The organism is Mycoplana sp. MJR14, from assembly GCF_029210525.1.
GTDB lineage: Bacteria > Pseudomonadota > Alphaproteobacteria > Rhizobiales > Rhizobiaceae > Mycoplana.
The window spans coordinates 1-21,580 of the sequence record NZ_JARGEO010000020.1; the positions used below are offsets into that span (position 1 = coordinate 1).

General features: G+C 65.3%; 18 protein-coding genes. 11 read left to right on the top strand and 7 right to left on the bottom strand.

Going from position 1 to position 21,580, the window contains the following annotated elements:
- From P0086_RS24890 to P0086_RS24900, 3 genes are all read right to left on the bottom strand, one after another.
- Nucleotides 1-361: hypothetical protein (locus P0086_RS24890; protein WP_275790783.1), on the bottom strand; the 361-nt coding region annotated here is incomplete at its 3' end.
- Between the two features lie 709 nt (nucleotides 362-1,070).
- Nucleotides 1,071-1,862 (bottom strand): CpsD/CapB family tyrosine-protein kinase, encoded by a 792-nt coding sequence (locus P0086_RS24895; protein WP_275790785.1) that lies wholly within the window; start codon nucleotides 1,860-1,862, stop codon nucleotides 1,071-1,073.
- Between the two features lie 58 nt (nucleotides 1,863-1,920).
- Nucleotides 1,921-3,471, bottom strand: a complete 1,551-nt coding sequence (locus P0086_RS24900; RefSeq protein WP_275790786.1) for a lipopolysaccharide biosynthesis protein — start codon at nucleotides 3,469-3,471, stop codon at nucleotides 1,921-1,923.
- A gap of 685 nt (nucleotides 3,472-4,156) precedes the next feature.
- Here P0086_RS24900 and P0086_RS24905 point away from each other — a divergent pair.
- Nucleotides 4,157-4,837, top strand: coding sequence for a sugar transferase (locus P0086_RS24905; protein WP_275790787.1), 681 nt, complete (start codon nucleotides 4,157-4,159; stop codon nucleotides 4,835-4,837).
- Nucleotides 4,838-5,226: 389 nt separating this feature from the next.
- Here P0086_RS24905 and P0086_RS24910 read toward each other — a convergent pair whose 3' ends face one another.
- Nucleotides 5,227-6,027 carry a response regulator transcription factor gene (locus P0086_RS24910; protein WP_112598683.1) on the bottom strand — a complete coding sequence of 267 codons (801 nt, stop codon included), beginning with the start codon at nucleotides 6,025-6,027 and terminating at the stop codon, nucleotides 5,227-5,229.
- Nucleotides 6,028-6,708: 681 nt separating this feature from the next.
- On the opposite strand from P0086_RS24910, the gene P0086_RS24915 reads away from it, so the two are divergent.
- The 4 genes from P0086_RS24915 (at nucleotide 6,709) to P0086_RS24930 (ending at nucleotide 11,451) form a co-directional block, all read left to right on the top strand.
- Nucleotides 6,709-7,239: a sigma-70 family RNA polymerase sigma factor gene (locus P0086_RS24915; RefSeq protein ID WP_275790788.1), complete on the top strand. Its 531-nt coding sequence runs from the start codon at nucleotides 6,709-6,711 to the stop codon at nucleotides 7,237-7,239.
- Complete coding sequence (locus P0086_RS24920; RefSeq protein WP_112598686.1) at nucleotides 7,232-8,002, top strand: anti-sigma factor; 771 nt, start codon at nucleotides 7,232-7,234, stop codon at nucleotides 8,000-8,002. Before P0086_RS24915 ends, P0086_RS24920 begins: the two co-directional genes overlap by 8 nt.
- A gap of 18 nt (nucleotides 8,003-8,020) precedes the next feature.
- A complete protein-coding gene (locus P0086_RS24925; RefSeq protein ID WP_112598688.1) occupies nucleotides 8,021-8,737 on the top strand; it encodes a Bax inhibitor-1/YccA family protein in 717 nt (238 codons plus the stop codon).
- Between the two features lie 161 nt (nucleotides 8,738-8,898).
- The gene (locus P0086_RS24930; protein ID WP_275790801.1) at nucleotides 8,899-11,451 is read left to right on the top strand and encodes an HWE histidine kinase domain-containing protein; all 2,553 of its coding nucleotides are present in this window, start codon (nucleotides 8,899-8,901) and stop codon (nucleotides 11,449-11,451) included.
- An 18-nt stretch (nucleotides 11,452-11,469) separates the two neighbouring features.
- Here P0086_RS24930 and P0086_RS24935 read toward each other — a convergent pair whose 3' ends face one another.
- Nucleotides 11,470-12,156: a GntR family transcriptional regulator gene (locus tag P0086_RS24935; RefSeq protein ID WP_112598690.1), complete on the bottom strand. Its 687-nt coding sequence runs from the start codon at nucleotides 12,154-12,156 to the stop codon at nucleotides 11,470-11,472.
- Between the two features lie 192 nt (nucleotides 12,157-12,348).
- Here P0086_RS24935 and P0086_RS24940 point away from each other — a divergent pair, with 192 nt between their 5' ends.
- From P0086_RS24940 to P0086_RS24965, 6 genes are all read left to right on the top strand, one after another.
- Nucleotides 12,349-13,383: a 4-hydroxythreonine-4-phosphate dehydrogenase PdxA gene (locus tag P0086_RS24940; protein ID WP_112598712.1), complete on the top strand. Its 1,035-nt coding sequence runs from the start codon at nucleotides 12,349-12,351 to the stop codon at nucleotides 13,381-13,383.
- Between the two features lie 71 nt (nucleotides 13,384-13,454).
- Nucleotides 13,455-14,444, top strand: coding sequence for a tripartite tricarboxylate transporter substrate binding protein (locus tag P0086_RS24945; protein ID WP_112598692.1), 990 nt, complete (start codon nucleotides 13,455-13,457; stop codon nucleotides 14,442-14,444).
- A 61-nt stretch (nucleotides 14,445-14,505) separates the two neighbouring features.
- A complete protein-coding gene (locus P0086_RS24950) occupies nucleotides 14,506-15,006 on the top strand; it encodes a tripartite tricarboxylate transporter TctB family protein (RefSeq protein WP_148152009.1) in 501 nt (166 codons plus the stop codon).
- A gap of 31 nt (nucleotides 15,007-15,037) precedes the next feature.
- Nucleotides 15,038-16,576 (top strand): tripartite tricarboxylate transporter permease, encoded by a 1,539-nt coding sequence (locus P0086_RS24955; RefSeq protein ID WP_275790790.1) that lies wholly within the window; start codon nucleotides 15,038-15,040, stop codon nucleotides 16,574-16,576.
- Nucleotides 16,577-16,615: 39 nt separating this feature from the next.
- Entirely contained in the window at nucleotides 16,616-17,551 is a 936-nt protein-coding gene (locus P0086_RS24960; RefSeq protein WP_275790791.1) for a sugar phosphate isomerase/epimerase family protein, read from the top strand.
- 14 nt (nucleotides 17,552-17,565) lie between these two features.
- Nucleotides 17,566-19,269 carry a dihydroxyacetone kinase family protein gene (locus P0086_RS24965; RefSeq protein WP_275790792.1) on the top strand — a complete coding sequence of 568 codons (1,704 nt, stop codon included), beginning with the start codon at nucleotides 17,566-17,568 and terminating at the stop codon, nucleotides 19,267-19,269.
- Between the two features lie 96 nt (nucleotides 19,270-19,365).
- On the opposite strand, the gene P0086_RS24970 is transcribed toward P0086_RS24965, so the two are convergent.
- Entirely contained in the window at nucleotides 19,366-20,268 is a 903-nt protein-coding gene (locus tag P0086_RS24970) for a glycosyltransferase (RefSeq protein WP_275790793.1), read from the bottom strand.
- Nucleotides 20,240-21,463, bottom strand: a complete 1,224-nt coding sequence (locus P0086_RS24975; RefSeq protein ID WP_275790794.1) for a glycosyltransferase family 4 protein — start codon at nucleotides 21,461-21,463, stop codon at nucleotides 20,240-20,242. The genes P0086_RS24970 and P0086_RS24975 overlap by 29 nt, the downstream gene beginning before the upstream one ends.
- Nucleotides 21,464-21,580: the final 117 nt, after the last annotated feature.

Genomic DNA, 21,580 nt, shown 5'->3' on the forward strand with positions numbered 1-21,580 from the left:
CCGGCTGCGTTTCGGCGACGGCGTCGGTGACGCCGGCGGTCTTGACGGAGGACAGCTCGGTCGACGACTGCAGGTCGGCCTTGGTGGCCGCGGTGCCGGTCTTCTCGGTCACCGAGACCTCGCCCCAGCCGCCCTTGTCGTCGGAGGCCTTCTTTCCGAAATCGTCGATCAGCTTGCTGACGCGCTCGTTATAGGCATCGGCATCCAGCCCATCGAACTTGCTCGACAGAAGGTCGAGCAGCTTATCAAGCGACAGAGCTACAGCCTGGCCATTTTCGTTGATGGGATTGCCGATCAAGTCGGCATGCGCCGTCTCAGCCTGGACTCCGGCCTTGATTACATCGCGAATTGTGCTTGTCACTGCTACTTTGCCTTTCTCCCCACCCTGAACCCTTTGGAGATGAGTGGTTACTACTTATGTGCGAAGCCGGTTAATATTTTTGGTTAATCCGGCGTTACGGGGAGAACTAATAGTGCAGCTTTCCGGGGGCTGCAACGCCTCGGAACCAGTAAGACTGCCCACTATAGTGGCCATATTGCTGCCACATTAGCTGGTTCGGTTCGGACTTATTCTTGAAATATTTGCCAGAATCCGAACTGCCAAAATTAAGGCAGCCGCCGACCTGGTGTTGTGCGCAAAAGTTGAATTTGGAAACCTGTTACGCGCCAACAAACACTGAAAACATTAGGGAATTCTTATTGACGATTGCGAGAGTCGCGCGAAATTTCGCCCAAAAGGCGAGAATCGAAAATTTTTCTGAATATCGCAATTTTGCAATCCAGAAGTGGGCGAATCGACGCCTGCAATCCCCAATTCGCGCTGCCGCGGCTTCGTCGAACGGGCTCCGGCTGCGAATCACAAGGGTGTTTTTCAGGCTCCGGCCACCCGTCTCCGCAGCTGCGATTCCATGGATTGGGATCGGCCGGCGCCGGCGCGAAATCGCGAATCAGTCGACGCGCCGGCCGGTGTCGCCCGGTGGTTCGGCAGCCGCGGTTCAGTGCCAAAAACAGGAACGGGGGGTGTGCCCGGGACGGGCCGCCGGTCCCGCTGGCCCGCGGGCTGCGGCCGCTCAATAGCCCGGGCCGTAGCGGCATCTGTTCAGGACCACGCCGGCGACGTTCGATCGTTCGGCCAGGTCGCGTTCGCAGGCGTCGACTTCCTCGATCGTGCTCTTTTCGGCCCCGACCACGAGAATGGCGCAGTCGACGTTCGGCAGGAACGCGGTCACGTCGTCGCGCGAGAGCATCGGCGGCAGGTCGTAGAGGATCACGTGCGGGTTCAGCCGCTTTCGCATGTCCCTGAGGGCCTTGGCGGCGTCCATGCTCTGCAGGAGTTCGGCCGAGTACTTGACCGGGCGGCTGTTCATGCCGATCGCAAGATTATCGCCATAGCGCTGCATCACGTCGTGCAGTTCGCAATTGCCGCTGAGAAGATCTTCCATGGAACCGCTGTTCCTGGCCCCGAGCGTCTGGCCGATCTGCGGTTGCTTCAGGTCCAGGTCCATCAGCACCGTATTGCAGTCCTTCTGGTTGGCGAGGCAGAAGGCCAGGTTCAGCGCCACCAGCGACTTTCCGCACGAGGGCGTCGGCGAGGTGATCGCGACGGAGGTCCAGCCATGCTGGCGCAACGTCTGCAGCAAGCGGGTGCGCAGCATGTCGAAGGCGACATGGGCGGGGTCTGACCGCGCGAACGTCACGATGCGGCCGCGTTCGGCAATCTGCGGGTTCACCGCCAGGATGGGAAGGCTCTCCCAGACCATTTCCTGCTCGAAGCGCGCGCAGGCCTGCACGGTCTGCTCGGCCAGCCGGTCGGCATTGCGGAACCGCATGGCTTCCTGAAGAGGGGCGGGTATCTGCTCCATGGCCTAGCTCCCGGCAACAGCGGACTGATCGAAGGTGATGGCAAGGCTGGACCGCATGTCAGGCCACTCCCGATAACAGCAGTTGCGCCAGGTGCTCGGGTGTGACCGCGAGACAAGCAAGCACCATGAAGCTTGAGGAGACGAGTGCGGCGAGCCCGCGCTTGCGCCTGGGGGACGAGCCGCCGCGCGCCGGCGCGATCTCCGGAATGATCGCCAGGGGCTGCGTCTGCAGCAGCCTGGCGAGCTCCACCGGGCGGCGGATGGTGCGGTTCAGCATTTCGAGCGCGAGTGCGACGCCGAGGCCGAGGCCGAGGCCCGCGACCGGCCCGAGCGCCATGATCCGCAACCGTTTCTTGTTGACCGGCTCGAGCGGCGGCGTGGCGGCTTCGAGGATGGAAACGCGCCCGCCGTCGGATCGCATTTCGATCTGTTCGCCCGTCGAGGCTTCTGCACGCCGCGCGATCGCCTCGTTATACTGGGTCTGGACATTGGCCCGGTTGCGCTCGAGCGCCGTCAGGACGGTCTCGCTGGCGGGCGTGGCCGTGATCGACCGGGTCAGTTCGTCGATGCTCTGCGCGGTCGAGACCCGCTCGCGTGCAATGGCCTCGAGCCGCTGGTCGATGTCGGAGAGCTGGAGATCGAGGCCGAACGTCATGTCGTCGCGCTGCCGCGGATCGGTCTTGGCCTCGGCCAGGGCCTTCGGCTCCCGCGCCAAGAGCTTCGCCTGGAGGGCTGCGATGCGGCCCCGCAGCGCGGCGATGTTCGGGCTCGTTTCGGAGAAGATCGCCAGCTGTTCGGCGAGCGCGCGGTTGAGATCGGCCAGCATCTGCTGTTCCGGCGTCAGCGGGGCGGCATCGGAGATGCGCCCGGTATTGGTGTAGGTCGCGATCAGATTGATGCGCCGCGAGCGCAGGTCGGATTCCTCCCGCTCCAGCGACACCAGCCGTTCCTGCAGATTGCTTTGCTGGGTGCGGCGGAAGTCGATGCTTTCCGGCAGCGTGTCCTTGTTCTCGGTCTTGAACTTGAGGATGTCGGCCTCCAGCTTGCTCAGCTGCGTGCCGAGGCGTGCGACCTCCTGGTTGAAGAACTGCAGCGTGCTGCCGGCCCGGTCCGTCCGCTGGCGCTGGTTGCGGGCGAGGATCATGTTCGCGAGCTCGTTTGCCACCCGCGCGGCCAGCACCGGATCGCCCGACGTGAAGGACACGTCGAAGATGACCGCGCTCATGTTGCGGCCCTGCGAATCGACGAGCACCTCCTCGATCGAGATCCGCGAGCGCATGTCGTCGACGATGTCTTCCGGCAGCGGCGGTACCTCGGCATTGGCATAGAGGTTCAACCTGTCGGCGAGCGCGAGCAGGTCGTCGCGGGTGGTGATCTGCTGCTGGAGGATCTGCACCTGTTCCGCCGGCCCGATCGCGACCGAGGACCGGGCGAGCTCGGACGGGATCTGCGGCGATTCGACGAGGATCTTGGAGCTGGCCCGGAACTTCGTCGGCAGCATGTAGGCGGCCCCTGCGATCAGCGTCGCAAAGGAAACGGCGATTGCCAGCACAAGCGGCAGCCGCCTGATCAGCAGTGAAAGATAGAACCGCAAGTCCAAGCTATTCATTACGAATCCACGCGTGACACCAGAGGGCCCCATTGCCTGGAAGCCATTCTCCGGCGGCCGCGCATCGCACGATAGATCGTCAATGGTGGGTGAAGCGTTCGCGCAATCGGCGCGCGGTAACCCATTTGGGTAGTCGCGCTCGCCCTATGCCTTACCGTTCTCGGCCATTGCCAACCGGGAGCGCCGACATTTCCGGCCGGGCGCCGCCCGGCCGCCATCGGCAGGGGACCCTCGACGGGCCGTCGGGTGATGGAAGGATGACAGGCGGGATCGTTTTCCGCCATCGAAACTGCCGGAGGTGACGGCCATCCTCCATGCGTTCGTACTCTGCGGCGTCGCCTTCAACCGTCGATGCCCGAACCTTCGCCCCATGGTGGCCGTCGCTTGCGCCTGCGGGGCCAAAGCAGCGCCCGACGACTGCCGTGTCGGTGCCGTTCCTACCCCGAAACGCTCACCAAACACTACCGAACGACGTACAGGGTGATCATCCCGATAACCTAGATCGAATTGGCTAACGGGGATTTATTGAGCCGCGATTTCATATGGTTAATATAGTCTTGCTCAAGCGCCTTCGAACCAACTGAAGCCAACCGGACCGGCAGGATCTGCCGGCGCCGAGCCTTCTTGTGTGCCGTAACGGCACGGGACGCTTGCGGCTGTGTCGGGCGTACGCGGAGGCTATATAATGTCGAAAGACCACCTGCCCTATTCGCTCGGGCTTGCGACCCAACCGGCGTCACAGGCCCGGACATCGGGCTCGCGATCTGTCTACCTGTCGTCGAAAAGACTGTTCGATATCCTCTTCACCCTCGCGATCGCTCCTCTCGTGTTGATCGTGGTCGGCATACTGTCCCTGCTCGTCAGGCTGGACGGCCAGGCGGCATTCTTCTGCCAGCCGCGCATCGGCAAGGATGGCCGGATCTTCAATCTCTGGAAGCTGCGCACCATGGTGCCGATGGCGGACCAGCGGCTTCAGGAGTACCTTGCCGAAAACACCGCGGCCCGCATCGAGTGGGAACTGACGCAGAAGCTGAAGGACGACCCGCGCATCACCCGGGTCGGCCGTTACCTGCGCAAGTACTCCCTCGATGAGCTGCCGCAGCTGTGGAACGTCTTCCGCGGCGACATGAGCCTGGTCGGGCCGCGGCCGATGCTGCCCGAGCAGCGCGCCCAGTATCCCGGCACGTCTTACTTCCAGATGCGTCCCGGCCTGACGGGGCTGTGGCAGATCAGTGTCCGAAACGGCTGCAGTTTCGCGGAACGTGCAATCCACGACACCCGCTATTTCGGCATGATGTCCTTCGCCACGGATCTCTGGATCCTGTCCAGAACGCCGATGGTGGTGCTCCGGGGTACCGGTCTCTAGCGGGATGCCCGGCACGGGACCTGCCCTTGGGACCTGCAATCGACGGACGGCAGGCGCCTGGTTTCGATGGTGGCCGGGCGCAGACGCAGAAATCCGAGAGGGCCTCGCGGGCCTTTTCGGGCGGCCCTTTCCCCGAGGGGCCGCAAACGGAGACCAGAACCGGGAAGCGGAAGCCCTGTGCGGAAGGCGCTCTAAATCCCCCAGGTGCCAGATAGGTCAATCGCCGCGGTCGAGCCGTAAGGATGGCGGACCGAAAGATCAGCGGACGGAGAACGAGGCATGTTGACCGCTGAAAACGGTTCCGGGCTCCGCGAGGGAGCCCGGAAACAGGTGCAGCAGAAGAGTGGGAAAGGAAGACGGCGCCGCGCAGAAGCGCGGGCCGCTCGCCTTCAGTGTTCCAGCCGGCTGGCCGTGTCGGCGGAGAAGTCGACCGGGAAGAGATCGTTGATCTTGTAGGCGACTTCGGTCCTGTTGGTGGCCTTCACCTTCTTCATGATATTGCGGATATGAACCTTGACCGTGCTCTCGCGCAGGTTCAGCTCATAGGCAATGATCTTGTTGGCCTTGCCGCGACGAAGGGCCTCGACGACTTCGGCCTGGCGGGCGGTGAACATGCCCGCGAGGGGCCGGGACACCGGGCTGCCGGTTTCGAGCACCTGGCGCATGGCGAAGACGCTGCTGGCCGGGACGAAGATGCCGCCGGCAAGCGACAGCGCGATCGCCTCGATGCAGACGTCGATGCTGACAGACGACGGGATGTAGCCCTTGGCTCCGCACTCCAGGGCTTTCATGATCTGGGCAAGATCGTCCGTATCCGCCAATACGATGATCGGTGCCTCGAATTCGGCCGCGAGCTTCTTGATCTCCTCGGAGACGGAGGGCTCAACGATCTTGCGGCCGCCCACATTGAGCAGGATGGCTGCGAGCGGGGGATAGTCCTGCCGCTTGCGCTTCCACTCTTCCATGGAGCCGAACGCGACGACGTCCATGTCGATCTTGTGCGCGGAAATACACTGGGCAAGGCATTGGCGGTCCAGTGCTCTATTGTCGATGATCAGGAGAGAACGTTCTCTCGCACCATGTACCCCCTCGAAGACCTTTGCATGAGAAGGATTGGAAGGATCAAGTGCGATGGGATGAATGAGACTGCCTGCTATTTCCTTGCCGGTGGATACCATTGCCGAGTTCATAGCTTTTTTACTCCCTACAACGCACGACTATCCCCCTCTGTCTCGCAGAGGTGCAGTGGATAATGCGTGCTAGCCCCAACTATACTTATAGGCCCCGAACTTCGCATTCACTCACGGTTATTAAACTTGAATATTATGTATGAGGTATAGCTTATTTACCCGATAATAACGATCTTGCATAGCGGGGTATTCGCTGCGCCGGCCGCATGGGCCGACCCGACGCTGGCAAGAGTGCTACCGCTTTGAGCTAGGACGGTACCCTCGGGCGGGGTAGGGGCTACGCCTTTTGGGGGAGGGCGGCGGCCGTCGGAGGTTCGCCTGCCGTGTTGTCGCCCCGGTCCGGCAAGCGTTTGAGCCGGCTAAGCCTATAGCAACATAACCAGATTCCCATCACCCAAAGGATGAATGCGGGCCACTGGCCGGCAATACTCACCGAAAATAACGATGGTAACGTATATTGATCGAATATTACGTCGATGGTTGTCATAAATCTGTCTGCTGTCAACGCCAATGCCCGGAGAATGAGGTCGCAGGGGCAGGTTATTCACTGAAAAATGCAGTCCTGGCGCGCGTTAACCCGGTGTCGCGTTGCCGGTTGCGTCGACGCCGCGTTCCGCGGCCTTCACGAAATAATTCGTCGGGCGATGGAAGACATCGCGTCCTGGTTCCGTATATGCGGGTATGGATCGAAATGGACGACCCTTCGACGTCATCGAACAGCTGGGCGCGCTGCGGCGCTACGCGCGCTCGCTCGCGCGCAATTCGTCGGATGCCGAAGACCTCGTCCATGACGCCCTGGTAAAGGCCTATGAGCGGCGCTCGACCTTCAGGAGCGGCGGCAATCTTCGCAACTGGTTGCTGTCGATCGTCCACAATACGCATGTCGACCGGCTGCGTTCCACGCTGGCCAGCCGGCGCCGCCAGGATACGGCAGCGCTGGAGGCCGAGCCGGCATACCCGGCGACCCAGGAGCATGCGGTCCGGTTGCGCCAGGTCCGGGAGGCGTTTCTCGAACTGCCGGAAGAACAGCGCGAGGCGCTGCATCTCGTGGCCGTGGAGGACCTGTCCTACCAGGAGGCGGCCGAGGTGCTCGGCGTGCCTGTGGGAACCCTGATGTCGCGCGTCTCGCGGGCACGCGCACGGCTGCGCGCCTTCGAGGAGAATCCGGGGCAGCCCCATCATCTGAGGCTCGTGGGAGACAGCGATGACTGACACCGCCACCATTCTCGATGCCGATCTCGACGCCTACGTGGACAACCAGCTCGATGCCGACGGCCGCCTCAGGGTCGAGACCTATCTGGCCCGCCATCCGGATGTCGCCGCCCGGGTCATGGCCGATCTCGGCATGCGAACGACCCTGCGGCTTGCCGTGGCGGCGGACGTCGTGACCGGACGGCCCGAAACCCGCGAGGCTGCCCGCCACCTGTCCGCCGGCCTTGCGGGGCTGCGCATGTGGATGGCGATCCGGCGGGTGGCCGCCGTCGCGCTGCTCGTTTCCGCCGGCTGGGTCGCCCATTCGTCGTTCGGTCCGCTGGCCATGCGCGAGGTGAACGCCTCCGTTCCTCCGCCCGCCTTCGTCGAGCAGGCGGTGCGCGCGCATCAGACGGCGCTCGTGCGAAAGGGCATGCCGTCGCAGACGCAGGCGAAGACCTATGACCGCGAGGACATTCGGGCGGCGACGGCGATCGTCATGCCGGAGCTGCCGGTCGGCTGGACGGTTGGAGACGTGCAGATCTTCCCGTCCGGCTACGGGCCGAGCGTCGAGGTCAGCATCGGCACCGCCGATGGCACCCGGATTTCGCTGTTTGCCGTCCGACCCGGCCATTTCGCGGTCGAGCCGGTGACCGATCTCAACCTCAAGGACGCCGAGGCCGCCTGGTGGCAGATCGGTGACGTGGCCTATGCGGTCGTGTCCAGCACGCCCGAGACCGGCCTCGCCGACGAGGCCGAACTTCTGAAGAACTCCCTCTACTGATTGTCAAAGGAGACCGACATGTATCCCAACCAGAGCCGCTTCGGCGGTCACAGCCAGATTTCCGCGGCCGCCTTCGATGAGGGCCTGCGCCAGCACATGCTGCGCGTCTACAATTACATGGGCCTCGGGCTCGTCGTCACCGGCCTCGTCGCCTTCATCGTCGGCACGACGCCGGCGCTCTATGTGCCGATCTTTTCGTCGCCGCTGAAATGGGTGGTGATGCTGGCGCCGCTGGCCTTCGTCTTCTTCTTCTCGTTCCGCATCCAGACCATGTCGGCGTCCGCCGCGCAGATGACGTTCTGGGCCTTCTGTGCCGTGATGGGACTGTCGCTCGCCTCGGTGTTCCTGGTCTTCACCGGCGCCAGCATCGCGCGGACCTTCTTCATTGCCGCGACCATGTTCGGCGCCACCAGCCTCTACGGCTATGTCACCAAGCGTGACCTGTCCCGGTTCGGATCGTTCCTGATCATGGGCCTGATCGGCGTCGTCATCGCCTCGATCGTCAACATCTTCCTCGGCTCGAGCGCCCTGCAGTTCGCCATCTCGGTCATCGGCATCGTCGTCTTCGTCGGCCTGACCGCCTGGGATACGCAGAACATCAAGGAGCAGTATGCCGACAACTTCGACCAGGAATCCCAGCAGAAGCTCGCCGTGTTCGGTGCGCTGTCGCTGTACCTGAACTTCGTCAACATCTTCCAGCTGCTGCTGAACTTCACCGGCGAACGCGAAGGCTGACGCGGGGCGACGGCAGGTGTTCGGCCGCAGCCGGACCCGCCGGCAAGATGATCCGATCAAGGGGGCGGTCCGGGCGGGCCGCCCCTTTTCTTCGATGACGCGCATCATTGTCATGGACTTTCGAGCCTGGCTATCTATCTGTCGGAGTTCACGTGAGAGAGATGCTGTTGTCGCCGACCGATGAAGCCGTAAGCCTCGATACCTGCGATCGCGAGCCCATCCATGTTCCGGGCAGCATCCAGCCGCATGGCTGCCTCCTTGCCTGCGACGTCGCGTTGTCCAGGATCGAGCGCGCCTCCGCAAACGCCGCCGCGATGCTCGGCCATGGCGGCGACCTGGGCGGGCTGCGGCTTGCCGAGGTCCTGGACAGTGCGCTGGTGCACGATCTTCGCAATGCGCTGGCAACCGCCAATGTGGCGTCGCGCCCGGCGCTCATGATGGGAGCGACGACAGGCGGCCGCCGGTTCGACGTGGCCGTCCACCAGCACAAGTCGACCGCCATCATCGAATTCGAGCCGGCGCCCGAAAGCGAGCAGCCGCTGCATATCGTCAGGGAAATGATAGGCCGGATTGCCGACATCGCGGATGTCGACGGGCTGGTGGCGAAGACGGCGCGCATCGTCGCCGCCACCACCGGCTACGACCGGGTGATGATCTACAGGTTCGAGCAGGACGGATCGGGCAAGGTCGTCAGCGAGGCGAAGCGCGCGGACCTCGAGAGCTTCCTCGGACAGTACTTTCCGGCGAGCGACATCCCGCAGCAGGCGCGGGCGCTGTACCTGAAGAACACGATCCGCGTCATTTCCGATGCCGGCGGCGAGCGGGTGCCCGTCGAGCCGGTGCTCGACGCCTCCGGCGAGCCGCTCGACATGAGCTTCGCCCACCTGCGCAGCGTCTCGCCGATTCATTGCGAGTACCTGCGCAACATGGGCGTGGCGGCGTCGATGTCGATCTCCGTCATCGTCGACGGGCAATTGTGGGGCCTGATCGCCTGCCATCACTATTCGCCGCGGGCGCTTCCCATGGCCCAGCGCGTGGCCATGGAGGTGTTCGGGGAGTTCTTCTCGCTGCGCCTGACCTCGTTGAAGGAAAGGCGGCGCATCGCGGCGGTGACCGGCACGCGGCAGGCGCTCGACCGTTTTCTCATCCTGTCCTCGCATCACGAGAACGTCGGCGAGTTGCTGCGGCAGAGCCTGGCCGAGTTCTCGATACTCCTGCCGAACGACGGCATCGGCGTGATGTTCGACGGAACCTGGACCGCCCAGGGATCGGTGCCGCCCGAGGAGGCGCTGCCGGAGCTGCTGCGCTTTGTCGGGCCCGTCTGCGCAGGGCGGATCTGGGCGACGCATGCGCTGTCCCAGAAGCTGCCCGCATCCGCTGACTACAGCGAGAGGGTATCGGGGATGCTGGCCATACCGCTGTCGCAGACCGGCTCGGACTGCCTCCTCTTCTTCCGGAAGGAATGGGTGCATACGCTGAACTGGGCGGGCAACCCGGACAAGACGTATGACACCGGACCGCACGGCGACCGGCTGACGCCGCGCAAGAGCTTTGCCATCTGGAAGGAGACGGTGGAGCAGCGGTCCGAGCCGTGGACCGAAGCCGAGCGCGAGATCGCGGAGATCGCGCGGGTGGCGATCGTCGAGGTCGTCCTGCGCCACAACGAACTGATGGCGGGCGAGCGCCAGAAGTCGGAAGTCCGCCAGAGGATGCTCAATCAGGAACTGAGCCATCGCGTCAAGAACATCCTGGCCGTGATCAAGTCGCTGGTGACCGGGCCACAGCGGCACAAGGATACGATCGAGACCTATGTGTCGAACCTGCAGGGCCGCATCGAGGCCCTGTCGGTCGCCCACGACCAGGTGGTTCGCGGAGACGGCGGCGGCATCCTCGCCGATCTGCTGCAGGCCGAACTCAAGCCCCACATGTCCGGCGGACGGACGGTCGCGTTCGACGGGCCGGACGTCTGGATCGACAGCCGGGCCTTTTCGGTCATGGCGCTGGTGTTCCACGAACTGGCCACCAATGCGGCGAAGTACGGATCGCTCTCCGCCCCGGAGGGAGCGCTCCAGGTCCGCTGGAGCATTGAGTACGGAGCCGGCTGCGAAATCGTCTGGTCGGAGAGCAATGGCCCGATCGTCTCCGTTCCCGCCCTCAGGGGCTTCGGCAGTGCGCTCATCGAGCGCAGCGTGCCCTACGACCTCAACGGCGAAAGCACCATCGCCTTCCCGCCGTCGGGTCTCGTGGCACGTTTCCTGATCCCGCCGCTGCACGTCAGGCAGATGCCGCGCTACGCCAGGGACGCGGGCGACGGCCAGGCGAGCCGGTCGGGTGCCGGAGCGAGCCTGCGGCAGGCAGATCCCGCCATCCTCGTCGTCGAGGACCAGATGCTGATCGCGCTGGATCTGGAATCGATGCTGGAAGAGGAGGGCATTACCCGGGTGTTTGCCGCCAATTCGGTTCGCCAGGGCCTCCAGCAGATCGACGCCTCGCCGCCGGACCTTGCCGTGCTGGACATCAATCTCGGCGCGACCACCTCTTTCCCGGTGGCGGAGGCCCTGCGCGCAAGGGGCATCCCCTTCGTCTTCGCCACGGGCTACGGCGAAGGCGCCGAACTTCCTGACAACCTCGCCGACGTGCCCATCGTCAGGAAGCCCTATAGCCGGGAAACGGTCGCCCGCGCATTGACGGCGCTTCTGCCGAAGCTCCGCTGAGATCGTAGTTGCCTTTAATCAGATGGCGCTGCGGACCCGTTCCCAGGCGTTCGCCAGATGGCGCCCCAAGACGTCCGACAGCCGCGCCGCGTCGCGGGCCTCGAGCGCCGAGATCATCTCTTCGTGCTCGGCGACGGCGGCGGCCCATTTCTCTGCTCCCTCGTGGCCGATGAAGCGGATACGCTTCAGCCGGGTCTGGAGCATCTGGTGCATGTCGGCCAGCGTGGCGTTCTGCGCCAGCCGCACGATCGCCGTGTGAATGTCCTGGTTCAGCTTGTAGTACTGCAGCCGGTCCGCCGCCTTGTAGCGTCGAACCATCTCGTCGTGCAGGGCGCGGACATGGGCGATCTCGGCGTCGCTCGCCAGCTGGCAGGCGAGCTTGCCGGCCAGTTCCTCGAGGTTGCGCAGGACGGCCAGCATGTCCTGGACGTCCTTGCCGCTGAACCGCTTCACGACAGCCCCGCGACTGGGCACCAGCTCGACCAGTCCCTCGCTTGCCAGGTACTTGATCGCCTCGCGCAGCGGCGTGCGCGAGACGCCGAGCTGTTCGCCGAGCTGGCCCTCGTGCAGGCGCGTCCCCGGCTCGAGGTGGCCCTCGATGATCATGTCGCGCAGGTGGTTGACGAGCGTGTCGTGCAGGGCGGTGCGGCGGATCGGGCCGGGACCGCTAGAGGCCGGCCGGTCCAAGGTACTGATTTCGTCCATCTGTTGTCTTTCCACCGTGTCTGCTCCGCGACCTGACGCGCGTCAGCGATTCTCCAGCACGACCGCCCGACCATGGCAATAGCGCCGAGCCGCGTCAACGAAAAATGCTGCATGCAGAATACAAAAGACTTGATGCAGAGTTTTGAATGGCCTATGTCTGCCGTCACAGGCATGACGAGGAGGAACATCATCATGACAACGAACGGCGCAGACGCGCGTCCCGTTATCGCGCTCGCCATGGGCGACCCGGCCGGAATCAGCCCCGAGCTCACGGCGCGCATTCTTGCCCTCGACGAAGTCCGCGCCGCCGCCCACATCATTGCCATCGGTGATCGCCGCATCCTCGACGAGGGTGCGAAGGCCGCAGGCCTGACGCTCGCGCTGGAAAGCGCCACCCTCGACGGCGTCGACAAGGCCGGCACCGATCGCCATGTCTTCGTGGACCTGAAGAACCTCGATCCGGCGGACGTGACGCGCGGGGAGGCGACCCTGGCCGGCGGCACGTTCGCCACCCACAACTTCCGCGAGGCGCTGAAGCTCGCCCATCGCGGCGGCGCGCAGGCGGTCTGCTTCACGCCCTTCAACAAGAAGGCCATGCGCTTCGCCTACCCCGGCTATGACGACGAGATCCGCTTCGTGGCCGACGTGCTCGGTTTCGAAGGCAAGGTTCGGGAGTTCAACGTCCTGGAGAAGGTCTGGAACGCGCGCGTCACCTCGCACATCCCGCTTTCGGAAGTCGCCTCCGCCATCTCCGTCGAGGGCATCCTCGGCGAGCTCGAGCTGGCGCAGGCCTGCCTGAAGAATGCCGGATACGACAATCCGAAGATCGCCGTTGCCGGCATCAACCCGCATGCGGGCGACGGCGGCAGCTTCGGCATGGAAGAGATCGACATCATCGAGCCGGCCGTCGCGGCGGCGAAGGCCCGGGGATACGATGTCGACGGGCCGTTCCCGGCCGACACCGTGTTCCTGCGCGCCCTGAAGGAGGGTTTCCAGGCGGTCCTGACCATGTATCACGACCAGGGCCAGATCGCGATGAAGCTCATGGGCTTCGACAAGGGGGTCACGATGATGGGCGGCCTGCCCTTCCCGCTCTGCACCCCGGCCCACGGCACGGCCTACGACATTGCCGGCAAGGGGATCGCGGACGTCGGCGCCAGCCGCGAGGCGATCCTGCTTGCCGCCCGCATGGCCAAGCGCGCGTCGGCGATTTCCGCCGCCGCCTGATTTACATCGGTTTTCATCAATAGCGGCATGGAGGAGGTCTCGTGCCGTATCGTCGAACGGAGGAGTTGACTATGAAAAGAAGCCTGTCCCTCGCATGCGTCGTCGCGGCTGCCTTCGGGGCTGTCGCCCCCGCCCATGCCTTCGAGCCCAGCCGCCCGGTCGAATTCATCGTGACCGCCGGCCCCGGCGGCGGCACGGACATCTTCGCCCGCACCATCCAGGCGATCATCGCCAAGTATGAGCTGATGAAGGCGCCGGTCGTCGTCACCAACAAGGGCAGCGCTGGCGGCGCGGAAGGCTTCGTCTATACCGCCGGATACAAGGGCGATGCCCACAAGCTGGCCTTCGGCACCAACAACGCCTACCTGCTGCCGATCCGCGCCAAGGTGCCCTACAAGGCGGAAGACCTCGTTCCGGTCTCGGCGCTCGCAGCCGACGAGTTCGTTCTCTGGGTCAACGGCAAGTCGGAATTCAACACGGCCGCGGATTTCGTCGCAAAGGCGAAGGAGACGTCGGACATGAAGGTCGGCGGCAGCCAGTCGAAGGATGTCGACCAGATCCTGACCTCGATGATCAACGACGCATCCGGCGCCAAGCTCGGCTACATTCCTTTCAAGAGCGGCGGCGAGGCGGCCGTGCAGCTTGCCGGCGATCACATCGCCGCCAACGTCAACAATCCGAGCGAGAACCTCGGTCAGTGGCAGGCGGGCATGGTCAAGCCGCTCTGCGTGTTCAAGTCCGAGAAGCTGAAGAACGATGCCAAGGTCGCCGGCGACAAGGGCTGGTCCGACATCCCGACCTGCAAGGAAGGTGGCATCGCCATCGACAACTACTCGATGCCGCGCACCGTCTGGCTGCCGGCCGGCGTGGAGCCGGACGTCGTCCAGTTCTATTCCGAGGTCCTGAAGAAGGTGTCCGAAACGCCGGAATGGGCCAAGTATCTCGCTGACACCTCGCAGTCTCCGGCCTATATGAGCGGAGAGCAGCTGACCACGTTCATCAAGAGCGACGAGACCTCCGTCAGCGAAGTGCTGAAGCGCGAAGGCTGGCTGGCCAACTGATCCTCCCAAGGTCAGTGCGGACGCCCGCGGGCGTCCGCAACCCTTTCGAAAGGCTCGATCGATGCAAGAACATGGTGAAAAGGGACTGCCTCGCTTCGTGATGGAGGCAGGCGTCGCCCTCTTGACCGGCGCCTTCGGCGTTGCCGTGTGCTACGGCTCCATCGAGGCGGGCGCCGGCTGGACCGACATGGGCCCGGATGCCGGCTACTTCCCCTTCTATATAGGCCTGCTGATCGTCTTCGGAAGCCTCGTCAACCTCGCGCAGGCCCTCCTCAAGCATCGCGGCAGCGGCGAGATCTTCGTCGATGCGGACCGCTTCAAGGCAGTACTCGGCTTCTTCCTGCCGCTCGTCGCGTTCGCGGCCGCATCGACCTTTCTCGGTCTCTATGTCGGCACCGCACTCTACATCGCCGGCACGATGATCTTCCAGGGCCGCTACCGATGGTGGATCGGCCTGCCCGTCGGCATCGCCGTCTCGCTCTTCTTCTTCGTCATTTTCGAAATCGGCTTCAAGGTTCCTCTGCTGAAGGGGCCGGTCGAGGCGTGGTTCGGGATCTACTGATCCCCGCGCCGGCTGTCTTTGGAGGAAAGACATGGAAAACATCGGACTTCTGATGGACGGGTTCGCCCACGTCCTGAGCTGGAACCACATCCTGCTGATGATGCTGGGCGTCACCCTCGGGATCCTGGTGGGCGTGTTGCCCGGTCTCGGCGCCCCCAACGGCGTTTCCCTGCTCCTCCCGCTCACCTTCTCGATGGATCCGATCTCCGCGATCATCCTGCTTTCCTGCATGTACTGGGGCGCGCTCTTCGGCGGCTCGACGACGTCGATCATCTTCAACATCCCCGGTGAGCCTTCGTCCGTCGCCACCACCTTCGACGGCTACCCCATGGCGAAGCAGGGCCAGGCGAGCCGCGCGCTCACGCTCGCCTTCGTCTCCGCCGGCCTCGGCGCCCTCGCCGGCGTCGTCATGATCACGCTTCTGTCGGGCTGGGTGGCGAACTTCGCGCTGCGCTTCTCCTCGCCGGAATATTTCGCGGTCTATTTCCTCGCCTTCGCCAGCTTCATCTCGATGGGCGCCCAGTCTCCGTTCAAGACCCTGGTGTCGATGATGATCGGCTTCGCGCTCGCCTCGGTCGGCATGGACACGATCTCCGGCAACCTGCGCCTGACCTTCGACATCCCCGAGCTGATCAAGGGCGTCTCGTTCCTGATCGCGGTCATGGGGCTCTTCGGCATCGGCGAGCTGCTGCTGACCACCGAGGAGGGCCTGCGCTTCGAGGGCATCAGGGCGCGCGTCCGCCTCGTCGAGATCGGCCGCACGCTGATCGAGATGCCGCGTTACTGGTTCACCATCGCGCGCTCCACGCTGATCGGGATCTGGATGGGCATCACGCCGGCAGGGCCGACGGCCGCCTCCTTCATGAGCTACGGCGTCGCCCGCCGCTCGGCCCGCGACAAGTCGCAATTCGGCAAGGGCGACCCGCGCGGCATCGTGGCGCCGGAGACGGCCGACCACTCCGCCGGCACCTCCGCGCTCCTGCCGATGCTGGCGCTGGGCGTTCCCGGGTCGGCGACGGCGGCGGTGATGATGGGCGGGCTGATGATCTGGGGCCTGACCCCCGGCCCCACCCTCTTCACCGATCGGCCGGATTTCGTCTGGGGCCTGATCGCCTCCATGTATCTCGGCAACATCGTCGCCGTGGTCCTGGTCATCGCCACCGTGCCGCTCTACGCCTCGATCCTCAGGATCCCGTTCTCGATCATCGGCCCGGTCATCGTCGCCGTCATCCTTTCCGGCGCCTACCAGGTCGGCAACGCGATCTCCGACATGTGGCTGGTGCTGGCCTTCGGCGTGCTGGGCTACGTCTTCAAGAAGCTCGACTATCCGCTGGCGCCGCTGGTCCTGGCGATGGTGCTGGGCGACAAGGCCGAGGATGCCTTCCGGCAGTCGATGCTGATGTCCGGCGGCAGCCTGTCCATCTTCTGGTCGAACGGGCTGGTGACCGCCCTGATGCTGGTCGGGCTGGCGCTGCTCTTGTCGCCACTCGCCTTCTGGCTGGTCGGGCTGGCGCGCGGCCGCCGGGACGATCCGGGCCAAATCGATCACGGCGGCAAGCCGGCCGTCTGACCGGCCGCCTGCCGATCCCAAGAAAACGAGGAGGGTTCCATGAACGCGACGCCACGAAAGTGGAACAACGAGACCTGGCCGATCGCGGCCGCCATGATCCAGTATCCGAACCGTCTGCCGGACGGCCGCTCCGTCCAGGATCAGTCCGTCGAGGAGTGGGCGGTAACGCTGGCCGACGTCGTCGAGGCCGGCTTCACCGAGCTCGATCCGACCGACAGCTGGCTGCGGCTCGCCGACCTGACGCCGTCGCGGCTGGAGAGCTTCATGGCCCTGACGCGGTCGCTGGGGCTTTCGATCCCCGCGATCTCCACGTCCCGGCGCAGCGTGATCGACGCCGAGCATGGCGACGAATACCTGGCCTACGGCCATCGCGTCATCGATACCGCAAGAGCGATCGGCGCGAGCGCCGTCTCCTTCGGGCTGTTCGAACCGCTCACCGAGGCGCAGAAGAAGGCCCTGTGGTTCTGGACGGTCGACGGAGCAAGGAACCCGGATGACCCGGCCGTCTGGCAGAAGGCGGTCTCGCGCATCCGCGACCTCGGCCGCCATGCCGAGGAGCTCGGCATCGAAGTTTCGCTCGAAATGTACGAGGACACCTATCTCGGCACCGCCGACAGTTCGGTGCGCTTCGTCGAGGAGGTCGGGCTCGCCAATGTCGGGATCAACGCCGATCTCGGCAACCTGATCCGCCTGCATCGCCCGGTCGAGCACTGGCAGCAGATGATGGCGAAGGTTGCGCCCTATGCGAAGTTCTGGCACGTCAAGAACTACACCCGCATGGAGGATCCGGCGTCCGGCGTGATCATGACCCACCCCGCGCCGCTGGAATCGGGCATCATCGACTATCGCGCCGCCATCCGCATGGCGCTTGCGCACGGTTTCTCGAGCCCCTTCCTCTGCGAACACTACGGCGGCGACGGCCTGTCGGTCGCCGCCACCAACCGCAACTACCTGCGGCGCATCCTGCCGCGCTGACGAGGACTTCGCCCATGACGACGATTTTCGACGCCCCGGAAGAGTTTGCCACGACCGCGCTGGCCGGCTTCGCAGCTCTCCATAGCCGCTTCGTCCGCCTCGTGAAGGGCGGGGTGGTCCGCTCGACCTCCGTGCCGAAAGGCAAGGTCGCCGTCGTCATCGGCGGCGGCTCCGGCCACTATCCGGCCTTTGCAGGCTATGTCGGTCCGGGACTGGCCGACGCGGCGGTCGCCGGCGACGTCTTCGCCTCGCCCTCGACGGCCGCGGTTGCCCGTGTCTGCCGCCAGGCCGATCACGGTGGCGGCATCCTGCTCGGCTTCGGCAACTACGCCGGCGACGTGCTGAACTTCGGCGTCGCGGCGGAGCGCCTGCGCGCCGAGGGCATCGACGTCCGCATCGTTCCGGTGACGGACGATGTCGCCAGCGCCCCGGCCGATACGCCGGCGAAGCGCCGCGGCATCGCCGGAGACCTCGTGGTCTTCAAGATCGCAGGTGCGGCTGCCGAAGCCGGCCTGCCGCTCGACGAAGTCGAGCGGATCGCCCGCCATGCCAACGCCCGCACCGCCTCCTTCGGCGTCGCCTTCGACGGCTGCACGCTGCCGGGTGCCGGCCAGCCGCTCTTCACCGTGCCGAAGGGTAAGATGGCCCTCGGTCTCGGCATCCACGGCGAGCCGGGCATCTCCGAGGAAGCGATCGTCTCCGCCGCCGACCTCGCGACACTCCTGACGGACAAGCTGCTCGCCGAACGCCCGGCCGGCACCAAGCGCGTCGGCGCCGTCCTGAACGGCCTCGGCTCCACCAAGTACGAGGAACTGTTCGTGCTCTGGACGGAGGTGGCAGCCCGCCTGGAAAAGGCAGGGCTTGCGGTCGTCGCGCCGGAGGCCGGCGAATACGTCACCAGTCTCGACATGCAGGGCTGCTCGCTGACGCTGCTCTGGCTCGACGAGGAGCTGGAAACCTACTGGACCGCGCCCTGCGACAGCCCGGTTCTCCGCCGCGGTGCCGCGATCGCCACCGAACCGGCCACCGATGTCCTCGTGAACGAGGACGGCCCGTCAAGCTATCCGGCGGCATCGGAAGAGGGCAGGCGCGGCGGCGCCTGCATCGCCGGCCTCTTCGCCGGGATCGCCGCCATGCTGCACGATGCCGAGGCCGAACTCGGCCGCATCGACGCGCGCGCCGGCGACGGCGACCATGGCCAGGGCATGTCCCGCGGTTCGGCGGCTGCCCTCGAGGCCGCAAGGGCCGCGAGCGCTGCCGGCGCCGGAACGGCGAGCGTGCTCGCCGCCGCCGGCGACGCCTGGGCCGATCGCGCGGGCGGAACCTCCGGCGCGATCTGGGGCCTGCTGCTGCGGTCCTGGAGCAGCGCGCTCGACGACGATGCGCCGGCCGATGGCGCGGCCGTCGTCAGGGGCGCCCGCCTGGCGCTCGGCAGCGTCTCGAGCCTCGGCGGCGCCAGGGTTGGCGACAAGACTCTGGTGGATGCGCTGGTGCCCTTCGTGGAGACGCTGGAGGCGTCCTTCGCCGCCGGCAAGCCGCTGCCGGCCGCCTGGGCCGATGCGGCGGCGGCATCCAAGGCTGCCGCCGATGCCACGGCGCAGCTGACGCCGAAGCTCGGGCGCGCCCGTCCCCTGGCCGAAAGAAGCATCGGCCATCCGGATGCAGGCGCCGTCTCGTTGTCGATGATCGCGGCCTGCGTGGCAAAGACCCTCGGCTGAAGAAGCCAGCCGGTTCGCAAACACGGATCGCCTCGTGCCTCGGGGCAGTCCGTCGGCGCGAACCCGCCAGGTGTCGGCGGAGACGTCGACGAAGGCCTATGCCCGGTTCCAGCGACCGCTCCACGCCGGCGCGCTGGCGCCGAAGGCGAGTGCGAGCATCATCCAGAACCTGTAGCAGCGGATGAACACGACGCCGAGGAAGGCAAGGGCGCGCGAGCGCCAGCCCTTCAGCCGGTCGGTCCGGCCGATCCTGAGCAGTTCGGCGGCCGGCGAGAGTGCCACGGCCAGGCTGCGCAGAAGCCAGCGCAGCCGCCACCCGCGCTGCGACTGGATCCGCACGAAATCGTGCGCCGTGTGTCGCTCCCATTTCTGGGCGAGTTCGGCAAGCGTCTTGCGGGCCGGGTGATAGACGATCATGGCGGGGAGGTAGTGGGTGCGGTGGCCGAGCCGCAGCGCCCGCTGCCCCCAGTCGCGATCCTCGGCGATCTCGATGCCGCCGAACGGCCCGACGGCGGCAAAGACATCCGCGCGCACCGCCAGGTTGCCGGTGCCGGTGAAGCCCTGCTTGGCGATGTACTCCTTCATGCGGTAGGCGAACACGCTCTCATAGGCCTCCAGCAACGTCAGCCTGTGCGGATCGCGGCAGGCGATCCGCACGTCGCCGCCCAGGATCGCGTAGTCCGGATGTGCCTCGAAGCAGCGCGCGATCTCGGCAAGCCAGCCGCTGCCGGCGATGCAGTCGGCGTCGATGAAGGCGAGGATGTCGCCTTTCGCGTTCGAGACACCGAGATTGCGCGCCGGCCCCGGCCCCGGCACCAGCTGCGACATGAGGGTGACGTTAGGGAAGGCGGCGCAGATTTCGGCGGGAGAGACCCGGGAGCCGTTGTCGACGACGATGATCTCGACCGCCTGCTGCAGCCCGCTCTGGGCGCTGAGCGAGGCGAGGCAGGACCGCAAGGCCTCCGGCTGGTCAAGATGCGGGATAATGACGCTGATCATTGACGTCCAGGCTCCGGCTGAACAGGGCGTTGTAGGCCCCGAGGTATCGGCGGGCCTCGCCCGTCCAGCGAAATTCGCGCTCGGCCACCGCCCGCCCGGTCACGCTCATGGTCTTGCGCCGCTCGGGGTCGTCGATCAAAGCGAGGATGCCGTCGGCGAGCGCCTGCGGCGAATGCTCGGACACCACGAGCGCGGCATTGCCCGCCTCCCGCGTCGCCTGGGGAAGGTTGAACTGCACGATCGGCAGCCCGAGCATCATGTATTCGAACACCTTGTTCATCGACAGCTTGTCGTTGAGCTCGCCCGGCGGATCCGGGATGATGCCGACGTCGAAGGCCGAAAGATGCGACAGCAGCGGCGGGCCGCTGAGATAGCCGGTGAACTGCAGCGGACCGTCGAGCCCCAGCGCCGCCGTCATCGCCTTCAGCCGGTCGAGCTCCGGGCCGTCGCCGATGATGAGGCAATTGACGTCGCTGCGCTTGCGCACGTGCAGGATCTCCGCGAAGGCCCGCACCAGGGTCTCGACGCCGTCCTGCTCGCCCATGATGCCGATATAGCCGATCAGGTGCTTGCCGGGCACGACCAGCGACTGCTCGGCTTCGGTCGGGCGGAACCGCGATGCCTCGGGGTAGCTCTTGACCACCACGACGCGGTCGGGCGGCATCCCGCCGCGGGCAAGGGCGATGTCGCGGAACGTCTCGTTGGTCGCGATGCTGGCATCGGCCATCCGGAAGGTCTGTTTCTCGAAGAAGCAGAGGAGCCTGTAGAAGAGGTCCCTGCGGCCGAACTTGCTGACGTAGAGCTCCGGGCTCAGGTCGTGATGGTCGAACACGAAGTAAGTCCCGAAGAGCAGCTTGTGGATCATCGCCACCATGAAAAGAAGATCCGGCGGATTGCACGCCTGGATGACATCGATCCGTTGCCGGCGGCGGACGCGGAACGACAGGCGGATCTGGTGAACGAGCGCCAGGAAGTATTCCCGCATGTATCCGGCTGCGGTGACCGCTTCCTTGAGCCTGTGGCGATAGATGTGGATGCCGTTGATCACCTCGTAGGTCTTGTCGTGCCCCCTTCCGGTCGGACAGATCACCGAGACCTCGTATCCGGCGTCGTTCAGGGCCTGTGCCTCCTGCCACACGCGGCGATCGAACGGGACCGGCAGATTTTCGACCAGGATCAGGATGTGATGGCGCATGGAAATCGTAGCCTCCCGTTCGCATCCGCAAAGACGGCGAGGTCGACCATACGACTCGCAAACCGTAACTCTCCAGTCGGCAAAGGGGATAGGGACCTGACCTTTTGTCGAACTACC

Coding starts and splice junctions, on each gene's coding strand:
- P0086_RS24895 (WP_275790785.1), bottom strand. CDS start 1,862: ATGGAGCAGATACCCGCCCCTCTTCAGGAAGCCATGCGGTTCCGCAAT.
- P0086_RS24900 (WP_275790786.1), bottom strand. CDS start 3,471: ATGAATAGCTTGGACTTGCGGTTCTATCTTTCACTGCTGATCAGGCGG.
- P0086_RS24905 (WP_275790787.1), top strand. CDS start 4,157: ATGTCGAAAGACCACCTGCCCTATTCGCTCGGGCTTGCGACCCAACCG.
- P0086_RS24910 (WP_112598683.1), bottom strand. CDS start 6,027: ATGAACTCGGCAATGGTATCCACCGGCAAGGAAATAGCAGGCAGTCTC.
- P0086_RS24915 (WP_275790788.1), top strand. CDS start 6,709: ATGGATCGAAATGGACGACCCTTCGACGTCATCGAACAGCTGGGCGCG.
- P0086_RS24920 (WP_112598686.1), top strand. CDS start 7,232: ATGACTGACACCGCCACCATTCTCGATGCCGATCTCGACGCCTACGTG.
- P0086_RS24925 (WP_112598688.1), top strand. CDS start 8,021: ATGTATCCCAACCAGAGCCGCTTCGGCGGTCACAGCCAGATTTCCGCG.
- P0086_RS24930 (WP_275790801.1), top strand. CDS start 8,899: ATGCTGTTGTCGCCGACCGATGAAGCCGTAAGCCTCGATACCTGCGAT.
- P0086_RS24935 (WP_112598690.1), bottom strand. CDS start 12,156: ATGGACGAAATCAGTACCTTGGACCGGCCGGCCTCTAGCGGTCCCGGC.
- P0086_RS24940 (WP_112598712.1), top strand. CDS start 12,349: ATGACAACGAACGGCGCAGACGCGCGTCCCGTTATCGCGCTCGCCATG.
- P0086_RS24945 (WP_112598692.1), top strand. CDS start 13,455: ATGAAAAGAAGCCTGTCCCTCGCATGCGTCGTCGCGGCTGCCTTCGGG.
- P0086_RS24950 (WP_148152009.1), top strand. CDS start 14,506: ATGCAAGAACATGGTGAAAAGGGACTGCCTCGCTTCGTGATGGAGGCA.
- P0086_RS24955 (WP_275790790.1), top strand. CDS start 15,038: ATGGAAAACATCGGACTTCTGATGGACGGGTTCGCCCACGTCCTGAGC.
- P0086_RS24960 (WP_275790791.1), top strand. CDS start 16,616: ATGAACGCGACGCCACGAAAGTGGAACAACGAGACCTGGCCGATCGCG.
- P0086_RS24965 (WP_275790792.1), top strand. CDS start 17,566: ATGACGACGATTTTCGACGCCCCGGAAGAGTTTGCCACGACCGCGCTG.
- P0086_RS24970 (WP_275790793.1), bottom strand. CDS start 20,268: ATGATCAGCGTCATTATCCCGCATCTTGACCAGCCGGAGGCCTTGCGG.
- P0086_RS24975 (WP_275790794.1), bottom strand. CDS start 21,463: ATGCGCCATCACATCCTGATCCTGGTCGAAAATCTGCCGGTCCCGTTC.